Origin of the sequence: Streptomyces sp. URMC 123 (genome assembly GCF_051386515.1) — a bacterium.
Classification (GTDB): domain Bacteria; phylum Actinomycetota; class Actinomycetes; order Streptomycetales; family Streptomycetaceae; genus Streptomyces.
This window is the reverse complement of the sequence record NZ_JBPQTV010000191.1, coordinates 1-12,180: the sequence shown is the minus strand read 5'-3', so window position 1 is coordinate 12,180 and position 12,180 is coordinate 1. Positions and strand designations below refer to the sequence as shown.

General features: G+C 74.3%; 11 protein-coding genes. 8 read left to right on the top strand and 3 right to left on the bottom strand.

The features are described 5' to 3' along the window. Window positions 1-278: 278 nt before the first annotated feature. Window positions 279-1,322, bottom strand: coding sequence for a heme/hemin ABC transporter substrate-binding protein (locus ACSNOD_RS20785; RefSeq protein WP_436768497.1), 1,044 nt, complete (start codon window positions 1,320-1,322; stop codon window positions 279-281). A 121-nt stretch (window positions 1,323-1,443) separates the two neighbouring features. Here ACSNOD_RS20785 and ACSNOD_RS20780 point away from each other — a divergent pair, with 121 nt between their 5' ends. Beyond that, the gene (locus ACSNOD_RS20780) at window positions 1,444-2,979 is read left to right on the top strand and encodes an HtaA domain-containing protein (RefSeq protein ID WP_436768499.1); all 1,536 of its coding nucleotides are present in this window, start codon (window positions 1,444-1,446) and stop codon (window positions 2,977-2,979) included. Window positions 2,980-3,030: 51 nt separating this feature from the next. Next, window positions 3,031-4,692 carry an HtaA domain-containing protein gene (locus ACSNOD_RS20775; protein ID WP_436768496.1) on the top strand — a complete coding sequence of 554 codons (1,662 nt, stop codon included), beginning with the start codon at window positions 3,031-3,033 and terminating at the stop codon, window positions 4,690-4,692. A gap of 58 nt (window positions 4,693-4,750) precedes the next feature. On the opposite strand, the gene ACSNOD_RS20770 is transcribed toward ACSNOD_RS20775, so the two are convergent. Beyond that, the gene (locus ACSNOD_RS20770) at window positions 4,751-5,425 is read right to left on the bottom strand and encodes a heme oxygenase (biliverdin-producing) (protein WP_436768495.1); all 675 of its coding nucleotides are present in this window, start codon (window positions 5,423-5,425) and stop codon (window positions 4,751-4,753) included. A gap of 140 nt (window positions 5,426-5,565) precedes the next feature. Continuing rightward, window positions 5,566-6,423: a type I methionyl aminopeptidase gene (map, locus tag ACSNOD_RS20765; protein ID WP_436768494.1), complete on the bottom strand. Its 858-nt coding sequence runs from the start codon at window positions 6,421-6,423 to the stop codon at window positions 5,566-5,568. Window positions 6,424-6,522: 99 nt separating this feature from the next. On the opposite strand from map, the gene ACSNOD_RS20760 reads away from it, so the two are divergent. The 6 genes from ACSNOD_RS20760 to npdG all read left to right on the top strand — a co-directional run bounded on the left by ACSNOD_RS20760 (window position 6,523) and on the right by npdG (window position 12,143). Beyond that, a complete protein-coding gene (locus ACSNOD_RS20760; RefSeq protein WP_436768493.1) occupies window positions 6,523-6,747 on the top strand; it encodes a hypothetical protein in 225 nt (74 codons plus the stop codon). A gap of 166 nt (window positions 6,748-6,913) precedes the next feature. Beyond that, a complete protein-coding gene (locus tag ACSNOD_RS20755) occupies window positions 6,914-8,032 on the top strand; it encodes a sialidase family protein (RefSeq protein ID WP_436768492.1) in 1,119 nt (372 codons plus the stop codon). Further along, on the top strand, window positions 8,029-9,363 hold the full coding sequence (locus tag ACSNOD_RS20750; protein WP_436768491.1) for an ABC transporter substrate-binding protein: 1,335 nt from the start codon (window positions 8,029-8,031) through the stop codon (window positions 9,361-9,363). The genes ACSNOD_RS20755 and ACSNOD_RS20750 overlap by 4 nt, the downstream gene beginning before the upstream one ends. After that, entirely contained in the window at window positions 9,360-10,463 is a 1,104-nt protein-coding gene (locus tag ACSNOD_RS20745) for a carbohydrate ABC transporter permease (protein WP_436768490.1), read from the top strand. The genes ACSNOD_RS20750 and ACSNOD_RS20745 overlap by 4 nt, the downstream gene beginning before the upstream one ends. Continuing rightward, entirely contained in the window at window positions 10,460-11,305 is an 846-nt protein-coding gene (locus ACSNOD_RS20740) for a carbohydrate ABC transporter permease (protein ID WP_436768489.1), read from the top strand. The genes ACSNOD_RS20745 and ACSNOD_RS20740 overlap by 4 nt, the downstream gene beginning before the upstream one ends. A gap of 70 nt (window positions 11,306-11,375) precedes the next feature. Further along, the gene (gene npdG / locus ACSNOD_RS20735; protein ID WP_436768498.1) at window positions 11,376-12,143 is read left to right on the top strand and encodes an NADPH-dependent F420 reductase; all 768 of its coding nucleotides are present in this window, start codon (window positions 11,376-11,378) and stop codon (window positions 12,141-12,143) included. The last annotated feature ends 37 nt before the right edge of the window (window positions 12,144-12,180 follow it).

Below are 12,180 nucleotides of genomic sequence, written 5' to 3'. Positions count from 1 at the left end.
GCTCGGCGACGTGGTGGGGTCGCTGCTGCACCGTGCCGGGGCCTGGCCGGGGCCCTGGCCGGGCGGCGCGAGGGATGCCGCCGTGCCGCCGTCGCCGGATTCCGCCCGCCGCTCCGCTTGTCGCCCCGCGCGCTGTTCCGCGTCCTGTGCCGCGCGCTGTTCCGCGTGCCGTCCCGCAGCGGAGCGCGGCACGGGCGCGGTCACGGGGCCCGGCGCGGGCGCGTCCCCCGCGTGCGGCAGGGACTCCGGTCCGCTTCCCCCACGGGAATCCCGCGTCGTCACCGCGCCCCGCCGTAGAGCTGGGCCACCAGGGACGCGAGGACCTGATCCGTGCGCGGGCCGTAGGCGAGGAGGGTCCCGTCGTCGATCGAGACGACGCGGCGGTCGAGGCCGGCGGGGGTCTCGGCGATGCCGGGCACCTTGAGCAGCCCGTCCGTGCCGCCGACGGACGCCAGGCCCTTCGCCATCACCAGGAGCGCGTCGGGCGCGGCCTTGACCAGGGCTTCGCTGGTGAGGGGGGTGAAGTCCTTGGTGAGTCCGGACTCCTTGCCGGCGTCGACCGCGCCGGCCGCCTCCAGCAGGGAGCTCACCCCGGAGTCCCGGCCGCCGAGCAGATAGACCGCGGCCGAGCCGCGCAGATAGACGAAGGCCACCCGGGGCCTGTCCGCGCCGGGGGACCGCTGGGCCGGAATTCCCTTCCGTACGGCGGCGATGCGCTCCTCCGTGCGCTCGCGCAGCCGCGTGCCCGCGTCGGGAACGCCGAGCGCGGCGGCGACGGCGTCGATCCGGGGGCCGATGTCGGCGAGGGACTTGGCCGGTTCCAGCACCACGAGCGGCACGCCCGCGTCCCGGATCTGGTCGATGGCCTCGGCGGGCCCGGTGGCCGGGTCGGCGAGCACGACGGTGGGCCGCAGCGACAGCACGCTCTCGGCGGAGACGTCGTGGGCGCGGGTCACCACCGGCAGCTTCGCCGCCTGCTCGAACGTGGTGGTGACATCGCGGGCGACGACGCGTTCGCCGAGGCCGAGGGTGAAGACGACCTCGGAGAGCGAGCCGGTGAGCGGCACGATCCGGTCGGCGCTCGCCACGGTGACCCGCCGGCCGTCGGCGGACGGCACCGTGGCGGGCAGCCGCGGTGCCGGCACCGTGTCGAGTGGCTCAACCCGGTCGGCGGAGGGCGGGGTTTCGGCCGACTTCGCGGTGGGCCCCTCCGCCGCCCTGCCGCAGCCCGTCCCCGCCACGGCCAGGGCGACCACGGCGAACAGGGCGCCGACCAGCCGTGCGGCGCGACGTGGTGATGCGGCCAACTGCCGGTGAACCACTGGTGCCACCTTTCCGCGGGTCTTCCCTGGAGGAAGACTTCTCGTGAGACTTTCCGAACGGGTGAACTGAGCTTAGGTTAGCCTTACCTTATTGGCCATGCCCGCCTCGGAGGGGTTCCCCATGCCGTCGTCCGGCCCGTTCCGCCTGCTCACCGCCGCGCTGCTGACCGCGCTGGCGACGGTGCCGCTCACGGCCCCCACCGCCGGCGCCGCCGAGCGCACAATCTCCGGCGGGCGCCTGGACTGGGGTATCAAAGCCTCTTTCCAGCGCTATGTCACCGGGCCCGTGGCCCGGGGGAGTTGGGCGCTGTCCGGGGGCGCGGCCACCGTCGGCACCGACCGGTTCCGCTTCCACTCGGCCCGGGGCTCGTACGACCCCGACAGCGGCGATCTGCGGGCCGGCTACACGGGCGCGGTCCGCTTCACCGGCCACCGCGGGACGGACGGCACCTTCGAGCTCGACCTCACCATCAGCAGGCCCACGGTCCGCGTCACCGGCGGCCGCGGCACCCTCCACGCCGACATGACCAGCCGCGCCCGCGGCACGGGCGAGGTCACCTCGGCCGCGCAGGTGCCGCTCGCCGCCCTGGACCTGTCCGGGGTGACGATGCGCGGCGGCGGCTCCACCATCGCCCTCACCACCGTCCCGGCCACGCTCACCGAACAGGGCGCGAAGGCGTTCGCGGGCTACTACGAGGCCGGCGCCGCGCTGGACCCGGTGACGCTCTCCGCCGATGTGCTCGACGCCGCGTCCTCCGCCGGCGGGGCCGGGTCCGGCGGGCCGTCCGCCGGCTCCGCCACCACCGCGCCGGAGCGGCGGACCGGCGACCGGGAGCCGGGCGAGGAGCCGGGCGCGGACGGCCGGTTCACGGACGCCGCCGTGGACTGGGGCGTGCGCAGGACGTTCCGCGAGTACGTCACCGGCCCGATCGCCCGCGGCCGCTGGGCCCTCACCGACGGTGCCGAGGACGGCGGCGCGCTCTTCCGCTTCCCGCGCGGAACCGGCACGTACGACCCCGAATCCGGCCGTCTCGACGCGACCTTCGCCGGGGGCGTGCGCTTCACCGGCAACGAGCTGGACCTGGGCCTGAGCGCGGTGCGGGTGGCCGTCAGGGACGGCCGGGGCACGCTGTCCGCGGATGTCACGGGCGGTGCGGGCGGCGCGGGGGGCGCCGGCGAGGACCCGGTCCGCCGAAACGTTCCGCTCGTCACCTTCGACGCCGCCGCCCCGCGCGCCCAGGACGGCCTGCTGACGTTCACCGAGGCGCCGGCCACGCTCACCGAGGAGGGCGCGAAGGCGTTCGGCGGGATGTATCGCGCCGGCACCGCCATGGACCCCGTGTCGCTCGCCGTCGCGCTCGACACCGGCGCCCGGCTGCCCCCGCTGCCCGACCTGGGCAGCGACCCGGCCGCCGGCGCGAGCCCCGGCCCCGGCGCCACGGCCGGCGCGAAGCCCGCGGCGAAGGCCGCGACGGCGGCGTCCGCCGGCTCCGCCTCCCCGTCCGGATTTCCCACCGTTCCCGTCGCCCTCGGGGGCGCGGTGCTCGTCGCGGCGGCCGCGGGGCTGTTCGTACGGCGCGCCCGCCGCCGTACGACGGAGCCCGCGGCAGAGACCGTACCGGCGGGGCCCGCGCCGGACGGGCCGCACCACGACTGACCGCTTTTGGTCGCGTCGACCTTCACGACCGACCCCGGTCACGACCGACCCATGACACGGCCGAACCGGCCTCGAACCGCCGCCGACCGGCGGCCCCTGTCGCCCTCCCGCGCGGCGCTGCCCGACCACCTCAAGGAGAAGCGAACGACCATGGCCACCCTCTCCCGTCCCGTCGTCCTCGCCGCGGCCGTCGCCACGGCGACCCTCCTCGGCGCCACGGCCCTGACCCTGCCCGCCACCGCCGCCACCGCCGCCGACCACGGGCCGGGGGCCGCCGCCGGCCCACCGCTCCAGCTGCGCGACGGCACCCTGGACTGGGGAGTGAAGGAGTCCTTCCGCAGATACGTCACCACGGGCGCCCAGGGCCGCGTCGACGTGGCCGACGGCGCCGAGCGGAACGCCGACGGCACCTTCCGATTCACCGCCGGCACCGGCACCTACGACACCGCCACCCACGCCGTCACGACCACCTTCCGCGGCAGCGTCCGCTTCAGCTCCACCGCCCACGGCTTCGACATCCGGATCGCCGACGTCAAGGTCGGCACCAAGGGCAAGGCGGGCACCCTCACCGCCGATGTCACCGCCGAGGGCAAAACCGACCAGGACATCGCCCTCGCCGACCTCGACCTGACCGGCATCCGGCCGGCCGACGCCGGCGGCGCCATCCGCTACGCGGCCATCCCCGCGAAGCTCACCGCGGCCGGCGTCCGCGCGTTCGCCGGCAACTACGCGGCGGGCGAAACGCTCGACCCCGTCACCCTCACGGTGACGGTCGGCTCGGCCCAGCGCCCCCCGACCACGAAGCCGTCGCCCCCGGCCGCCACGCCCACCACGCCGAACACGCAGGTCACCCCCGCCACGCCGTCCACCCCGGCTCGGCCGCCGGCGCAGCGGCCCGAGCCTGCGGTGAGCGGACCGGCGGCGAAGCCCGCGGCGGCGCCCACCGCCTCCACCGTTCGGGACGGCACGCTCGACTGGGGGGTGAAGAAGTCCTTCCGCGACTACATCGCGCGCACCCGCGGCACGGTCGAGCTGTCCGCCGGCGCGGTGAAGAGCGGCGACGGCTACCGCTTCACCCGGGGCAGCGGCTCGTACGACGCGGCCGCCGCGAATCTGAACGCCACCTTCGCCGGGGCCGTCCGCTTCCGGGCCCACGGGGACTCCCTGGACCTGACGTTCCGCGGCCTCACGGTCCGGGCGGCCGGCACGCAGGGGGCCCTGATCGCCGATGTCTCCGCCAAGGACCGCCGGACGGGGGCGGTGACCACCAGCGAGGACGTGCGGATCGCCGATCTCGCCCTGCCGGCGGGGGCGCTCCGGGCGAAGGACGGCGTCGTCCGGCTCACCGGGGTGCCGGCGGTCCTGACCGCCGAGGGCGCCAAGGCGTTCGGCGGCTTCTACCAGCCCAAGGACGCCCTCGACCCGGTGACGCTCGCCGTCTCGGTCGAGGAGGGCGCCACGCTGCCCCGGCCGGGCGGCGCCGCGGCCGCGGGCGCCACCGGCTCGACGGGGACGGGCGCCTCCGGCGGCGCGGGAAGCACCGGCGGCGCGGGCACGGTCGGCGGCGCGTCCGCCTCCGGTGGCAGCGCCTCGCTCGCGGCCACCGGCGCCGGTGCCCCGGCCGGTGCCCTGCTCGGCGCGGCCGGCGCGCTCACGGTGGCCGGCGGCGCGGTGGTCCTCGCCACCCGTCGACGCGCCACCCGCCGCCCCTGACCGGGCCGCGGGGCCCGTACCACCGCCTCTGACCACGTCGCGGGGCCCGTGCGAAAACCTACGCGCTGAGCCGGAAGCGCTCTCCGAGCTCCTGGAACACCGCCGTGTTCAGCCGGAACGCCCGCTTGCACTCGTCGACCATCCGCTGCTTCTCCAGGTCGTCCACCGGCACCGCGTCCAGCAGCGCGCGGTACTCCCGCTTGAACGCCGCCGGGTTCCCGATGTCCTCGAACACATAGAACCGCACGCCGTCGCCCTTGCGCGCGAAGCCCCAGGTCTTCTCCGCGGTGCCGCGGATGATCTGGCCGCCGGAGAGATCGCCCAGATAGCGGGTGTAGTGGTGGGCCACATAGCCCGCCGTCCAGTCGCGGGCGACCTCCGCGACCCGGTCGGCGTACGCGGCGGTGGCGGGCAGCGCCCGGGCCCGCTCGCGCCAGCCGGCCCCGCGCAGATGCGTCAGATCGCGTTCGAGCGCCGCCACCCGCAGCAGCTCGGGCCGTATGAACGGCCCGGCGACGGGGTCGTCCGCGAGGCGGTCGGCCGCGCCCTCCAGCGCGCGGTAGACGAACCAGAGCTGCTCGGTGTAGAGCGCGTACGCGTCCACTCCGAGCCGCCCCCCGAGCATGTCGCTCATGAAGGTCGAGGTCTCGGCCTCGGTGTGCTGCTCGTGCGAGGCGGTGCGGATCAGCGTCGAGAACGCCGTCGCGGCGGGGGTCTGGCTGGGCGCGTCCAAATGGGACCTCCGGTGGCCGGCCGCCCCGCGGGTCGGGAAGCGGCAGCAGACGGTCGGGCAGGGCGGCGCCGACCCGTGCACATCCTCTAACTTAGGCATGCCTAAGTCAACCGCTTCCCGACATCCCGTCGGTAAAAACCTTACGGCAGGGTGAGGATCTCCGCACCCGTCTCCGTGACGACCAGCGTGTGCTCGAACTGCGCGGTCCGCTTGCGGTCCTTGGTCACCACCGTCCAGCCGTCCTCCCACAGGTCGTAGTCGTGGGTGCCCAGCGTCAGCATCGGCTCGATGGTGAAGGTCATCCCCGGCTTGATCACGGTGGTGGCGTGCGGGCTGTCGTAGTGCGGCACGATCAGCCCGGAGTGGAAGGACGTGTTGATGCCGTGCCCGGTGAAGTCGCGCACCACGCCGTAGCCGAAGCGCTTGGCGTACGACTCGATCACCCGGCCGATCACATTGATCTGCCGGCCCGGCTTGACCGCCTTGATCGCGCGGTTCAGCGACTCCCGGGTGCGCTCCACCAGCAGCCGCGACTCCTCGTCGACCTCGCCGCAGAGGTACGTGGCGTTGGTGTCGCCGTGCACCCCTCCTATGTAGGCCGTGACATCGAGGTTCACGATGTCCCCGTCCCTGAGCACGGTGGAGTCCGGGATGCCGTGGCAGATCACCTCGTTGAGCGAGGTGCAGATCGACTTCGGGAAGCGGCGGTAGCCCAGGCAGGACGGGTACGCCCCGTGGTCGCAGAGGTACTCGTGCGCGATCCGGTCCAGCTCGTCCGTGGTCACCCCGGGCGCGATGTGCCGGGCGGCCTCCTCGCGGGCCTCGGCGGCGAGCCGCCCGGCGATCCGCATCCGCTCCACGGTCTCGGCGTCCTGCACCTCCGGCCCCGCATACGGGGTGGGCGCGTCCTTGCCCACGTACTCCGGGCGCGGGATCGAGGCGGGCACGGGACGGGTGGGGGACAGGGTCCCGGGTACGAGCAGTGACTGGCCAGACATGTCAGCGAGTGTATCGAGGGGTGCCGACGGGCCCGATCGGGCAGCATGGCCCCGACGGACGGGCAGCACGGGAACGGCAGCACGGGAGAGGAGAGCCGCATGGCCCTGTTCAAGAAGCGGACGGTGGGCAAGCCGGGGGAGTGGTACTACTGCCTCGCGCACAAGAAGGTCGAGGAGGGCCCCGAGTGCCGGGCCGCGGACCGCTTCGGGCCGTACGCCACGCGCGAGGAGGCGTCGCACGCGATGGAGACGGCCCGCGAGCGCAATCTCGAGTGGGAGACGGACCCGCGCTGGCACGACGCCTCCCGCCGACAGGAGGAGTAGCCGCCCCGCCGTTCACCGGGAATTCGCCCGGTGGACGGCCGCCGAACCCCCCGGCCGGCCGGGGAAGCATCCATTCCGTCCCGCTTCTTGACGCCCGTTCTCGCGGCTCCCTATGGTCTCGGCAGATAGCGGCAGAAATCAGGACGCCCTACGCCCGGGAGGGCTCATGGCCGGCCGAGTCACCGCCCGATCCGTCACCGCCCATGAGGTCTCCGTCCCGTTCGAGGCCGGCGCCGAGGGCTACGAGAGCTTCCGCATCCCCGCCGTGGTGCTCGCCGCCAACGGCGATGTGCTCGCCTTCGCCGAGGGCCGGGTCGGCTCGGCGGCCGACCACGGCGACATCGACATCGTGCTGCGCCGCTCCTCCGACGGCGGCCGCACCTGGGGCCCGCTGCGGGTCGCCGCCCACAACGGCCCCCACCTCGCCGGCAACCCCGCCCCCGTGGTGCTGGAGAGCGGCCGGGTGCTGCTGGTGCACATCCGCAACGCCGCCGCGGCCACCGAGGACCGCATCCGCCGCGGCCAGGTGTCCGCCGCCGACGGCCGCCGGGTCTGGCTGCGCCACAGCGACGACCACGGCGCCAGCTGGAGCGACCCCCGCGAGATCACCGCCGCCGTGAAGAGACCGGACTGGCGCTGGTACGCCACCACCCCCGGCCACGCTCTGCAACTGCGGCACGGCCCGCACGCCGGCCGGGTCCTCGTACCCGCCAACCACTCCCTCCCCCCGAGCGGCGGCGACAACGGCACCGAGGGCAAGTACAACGGCGGCCACGCCCTGCTGAGCGACGACGACGGCGAGACCTGGCGGCTCGGCTACCTGGACGACAACCCCGACGGGTACGTCAACGTCAACGAGACGACCGCCGCCGAGCTGCCCGACGGCACCGTCTACCTCAACACCCGCAACGACTCCCCGTCCCCCGGCAACCGCGCCGACGCCCTCTCCACCGACGGCGGCGAGAGCCTGGTCAAGCCCTTCCGCCCGCAGGCCGGGCTCACCGGCCCGGTGTGCGAGGGCAGCCTGCTGCATCTGGGCGATCCCGATGTGCTGCTCTTCTCCGGCCCCGCCGATCCCGGGTTCAGGGCGCTGATGACCGTACGCTCCAGCCATGACCGGGGTGTGACATGGGCCGTGGCGCACACCGTCGACGGGCTGCCCGCGGCCTACTCCGACCTGGTCCGCCTCGACGACCGCACCGTCGGACTGCTGTACGAGACCGGCGACTTCGGCCCGTACGAGACGATCACCTTCCGCCGCATCCCCGTGGAGGAGTTCGGATGACACTCGGCCGGCGCGCCGCCCTGGGCTCGGCCGCCTCGCTGGCGGCCGGCGCGGCGCTCACCGGCTGCACCGGCCACGACACCGGGCACGACGCCGGGTCCGCCGCACGGGCGACCGTCCGCCGGCCGGGCGAGCGGATCACCCTCACCTTCTGGTCCTGGGTGCCCGGCATCGACAAGCCCGTCGCCCTGTGGAACAGCCTCCACCCCGAGGTCCGCGTGGAGGTGGAGAAGGTCTCCGCGGTGGGCGGCGCCCAGTACGCCAAGATGCACGCCGCGATCACCGCCGGGAACCCGCCGGACCTCGGCCAGCTGGAGTACGCCGTGGTGCCCGGCTTCCTCCTCGCCGGCGGCCTCGCCGAACTCGGCCAGTACGGCGCCGGCCGGCACAAGGCCGCGTTCATCGGCTGGCAGTGGCAGCAGTCCGTCTTCGCCGGCGGCGTCTACGCCATCCCCCAGGACTCCGGTCCCATGGGCCTGTTCGTGCGGCAGGACCTCCTCGACGCCTGGGACATCGCCGTGCCCACCACCTGGGACGAGTACGAGGAGGCGGCCCGCGCCGTGCGCCGCCGCGGCGCCCACATCGAGACCTTCGCCCCCACCAACGGCAACCGCTTCGCCGGCTACGCCTGGCAGGCCGGGGCGCGCTGGTTCGCCGCCCGCGACGGCACCTGGGTGGTGCACATCGACGACGAGCCGACCCGGCGCGTCGCCGACCTCTGGGAGGGCCTGGTCCGCCGGAAGCTCGTCAAGACCGTGCCGGACCGGCAGAACGCCTGGTACAAGGACATCCAGACCGGCGGCATCGTCTCCTGGCTCGGCGCCAGCTGGGGCGACGCGCTGCTGGCCGGCAACGCGCCCGCCACCGCCGGGGCCTGGCGGGTGGCCCCGCTCCCGCAGTGGCGCAAGGGCGAGAACGCCCACGCCAACTGGGGCGGCTCCACCACCGCCGTCTTCCGCCGCACCCGCTACCCCCGCGACGCCCTCGACTTCGCCGTCTGGCTCAACTCCGACCCGCGCTCCCTGCAACTGATGATCAAGGGCGGTTACGGGTTCCCCAGCGCCCGGAGCGGATACGCGAGCGGTGATCTCGCGGCCCGCCGGGCGTTCTTCGGCGGCCAGGACTACAGCCGGGTCTTCGCGGCCGCCGGCCGCGCCGTCGACACCTCCTGGACCTGGGGGCCGGCCGTGGACACCCTCTACCAGCGCCTCGGCGACGCCTTCACCGAGGCGATCGACGAGGGCACCTCCTTCCGCCGGGTGCTGACCACCGTCCAGCGGCAGACGCTCGACGACCTCGCGCTCAAGGGCCTGAAGGCGGAGGCCGGATGAGCGGCCCGGCCGGCCTGCGCTACGAGGGCGGCTCGCCCCGCCCGCGGCAGGGCGGCGAGTCCGCCCGCGGCCCCAGCGGCCCGCCCGCCCCCGGACAGCGGCCCGGCGGCAGCCGCCGGCCGCGCCGCTCGCCGCTCGCCCGGCAGCGGGCCCGCGCCGCGGCCTGCTTCCTGCTGCCGTTCCTCGCGCTCTTCCTGCTCTGCTTCATCGCCCCCATCGGCTACGCCCTCCAGCAGAGCCTGCTGCGCGTCGAGCGCTTCGGCCCGCTCGGCCTCGGCGGCGCCCGCGAGGTCTTCGCGGGCCTCGACAACTACGCCCACGCCCTCCAGGACGAGCGCTTCCTCGCCGGGTTCGGGCGGGTGCTGCTCTTCGGCGCGGTCCAGATCCCCGTGATGCTCGCCCTGGCCACCGGCCTCGCCCTGCTGCTGGAGGCCGCCTCCGCGCGCTGGGTCGGCTTCTTCCGCACGGCCTACTTCCTGCCCTACGGGGTGCCCGGCGTGATCGCCTCCATCCTCTGGGGCTTCCTCTACGTGCCCGGGATCAGCCCCCTGGTGGAGATCGGCCACACCCTGGGCCACGAGGTCGACTTCCTCTCCCGGGACGCCGTGCTGTGGTCCATCGCCAACATCGTCACCTGGCAGTACACCGGCTACAACATGCTGGTGCTGATCTCCCAGCTCAAGGCCGTGCCCGGGGAGCTCTACGAGGCCGCCCGGATCGACGGCGCGAGCGCCTGGCAGGTCGCCCGCCACATCAAGCTGCCGCTGATCCGGCCGGCGCTCGTGCTCACCACCGTCTTCAGCATCATCGGCACCCTCCAGCTCTTCGCCGAACCCATGGTGCTGCGGCCCCTCGCCTCCTCCGTCGACTCCGGCTACACGCCCAATCTGCACGCCTACCACGAGGCGTTCACCAGCAACAACCACCACCTCGCGGCGGCCGAGGCGGTCCTGCTCGCCCTGGTCGCCTGCGTGCTGTCGTTCGGCTTCCTGCGGCTCGTCGGGCGGGGATCGCGCGAGAAGCACGAAACGCGCGAGAAGCACGAAACGCGCGAGAAGCACGAGAAGCGCGAGAAGCGCGAGAAACAGGGCGGCCGATGATCCCCGTACCGCTGCGCCACCGCGTCATCACGTTCGCGCTGCTGGCCGTCGCCGCCGTCTACTTCCTCGTGCCCGTCTACTGGCTGGCCGTCTCCGCCACCAAGAGCAGCGGCGACCTCTTCGGCACCTTCGGCCTCTGGTTCGCCGACCCCCGGCCCCTGGAGCGCCTCGGCGCCGTCCTCCGGCACGACGACGGCATCTACGTGCGCTGGTTCGCCAACAGCCTGCTGTACGCGGGCGTCGGCGCCGTCGCCGCGACCCTGCTGTCGGCCGCCGCCGGCTACGCGCTGGCGAAGTTCCCCTTCCCGGGCCGCGAGGCGGTCTTCAACGTGATCCTCGCCGGGGTGCTGATCCCCGGCACCGCGCTCGCCCTCCCGCTGTATCTGCTCTTCAGCGAGCTGGGCATGGCCAACACGTACTGGGCCGTGCTGATCCCCGGCGTGGTCAGCCCCTTCGGGGTCTACCTCTGCCGGATCTACGCGGCCGCGGCCGTCCCCGACTCGCTGCTGGAGGCCGCCCGGATCGACGGCGCGGGGGAGGCGCGGATCTTCCGGGGGCTGGTGCTGCGGCTGATGTCGCCCGCCCTGATCACGGTGTTCCTGTTCCAGTTCGTCCATATCTGGAACAACTTCTTCCTGCCGCTGGTCATGCTCTCCGACGCGCGGCTCTACCCCGTACAGCTGGGTCTGACGGCCTGGACCGGGTACGCCGACCGGCAGCCCGTGCTCTACCAGTACACCGTCGGCGGCGCCTTCCTCTCCGTGCTGCCGCTGATGGTGCTCATGGGGGCTCTCCAGCGCTACTGGCGCACGGGGCTCGCCGAGGGCGGCGTGAAGGCGTGACGGCGTGGACACGCGGAGGCGTGATCCGGGCGTGATCGTGGCGTGATTGGATCGCGCCATGACCAGTGACATGACGCGTGACGAGGTGACGAACGCTCCGGCCGCGGGGGCGGCCGGAGCGGTGGGTTCCGGTGCGGGTGCGGCCCCCGGGACCGGGGCCAAGCAGGCGAAGGACCCGTGGGAGCTGCCGGACGTCTCCGGCCTCGTGGTCGGTGTGCTCGGCGGCACCGGCGACCAGGGGCGCGGCCTCGCCTACCGGCTGGCCCGGGCCGGCCAGAAGGTGATCATCGGCTCGCGGTCCGCGGAGCGCGCGGAGGCGGCCGCGCGGGAGCTCGGCGACGGGGTCGAGGGCGCCGACAACGCGGAGTGCGCCCGCCGCTCCGACGTGGTGATCGTCGCGGTGCCGTGGGACGGCCACGCCGACACGCTGACGGCCCTGCGCGACGAGCTCGCCGGCAAGCTGGTGATCGACTGCGTCAATCCGCTCGGCTTCGACAAGCAGGGCGCCTACGCCCTGCGCCCCGAGGAGGGCAGCGCAGCGCAGCAGGCCGCCGCGCTGCTGCCGGAGTCGCGGGTCACCGCCGCCTTCCACCACCTGTCCGCCGTGCTGCTCCAGGACCCGGCCGTCGAGGAGATCGACACGGACGTGATGGTGCTGGGCGACAAGCGGGCCGACACGGATGTGGTGCAGGCGCTCGCCGCCCGCATCCCCGGCATGCGCGGGATCTTCGCCGGCCGGCTGCGCAACGCGCACCAGGTGGAGTCCCTGGTCGCCAACCTGATCTCGGTGAACCGGCGCTACAAGGCGCACGCGGGGCTGCGGGTCACGGACGTCTGACGGGGGCGGGGCGGCCGGGGCGCGGATCACGGAGGCC

Bases quoted from the DNA above. Each gene is read 5' to 3' on its own strand.
- ACSNOD_RS20760 (WP_436768493.1), top strand. From the start codon at position 6,523: ATGGCCCTGTTCAAGAAGCGGACGGTGGGCAAGCCGGGGGAGTGGTAC.
- map (WP_436768494.1), bottom strand. From the start codon at position 6,423: ATGTCTGGCCAGTCACTGCTCGTACCCGGGACCCTGTCCCCCACCCGT.
- ACSNOD_RS20740 (WP_436768489.1), top strand. From the start codon at position 10,460: ATGATCCCCGTACCGCTGCGCCACCGCGTCATCACGTTCGCGCTGCTG.
- ACSNOD_RS20750 (WP_436768491.1), top strand. From the start codon at position 8,029: ATGACACTCGGCCGGCGCGCCGCCCTGGGCTCGGCCGCCTCGCTGGCG.
- npdG (WP_436768498.1), top strand. From the start codon at position 11,376: ATGACGCGTGACGAGGTGACGAACGCTCCGGCCGCGGGGGCGGCCGGA.
- ACSNOD_RS20755 (WP_436768492.1), top strand. From the start codon at position 6,914: ATGGCCGGCCGAGTCACCGCCCGATCCGTCACCGCCCATGAGGTCTCC.
- ACSNOD_RS20780 (WP_436768499.1), top strand. From the start codon at position 1,444: ATGCCGTCGTCCGGCCCGTTCCGCCTGCTCACCGCCGCGCTGCTGACC.
- ACSNOD_RS20745 (WP_436768490.1), top strand. From the start codon at position 9,360: ATGAGCGGCCCGGCCGGCCTGCGCTACGAGGGCGGCTCGCCCCGCCCG.
- ACSNOD_RS20775 (WP_436768496.1), top strand. From the start codon at position 3,031: ATGACACGGCCGAACCGGCCTCGAACCGCCGCCGACCGGCGGCCCCTG.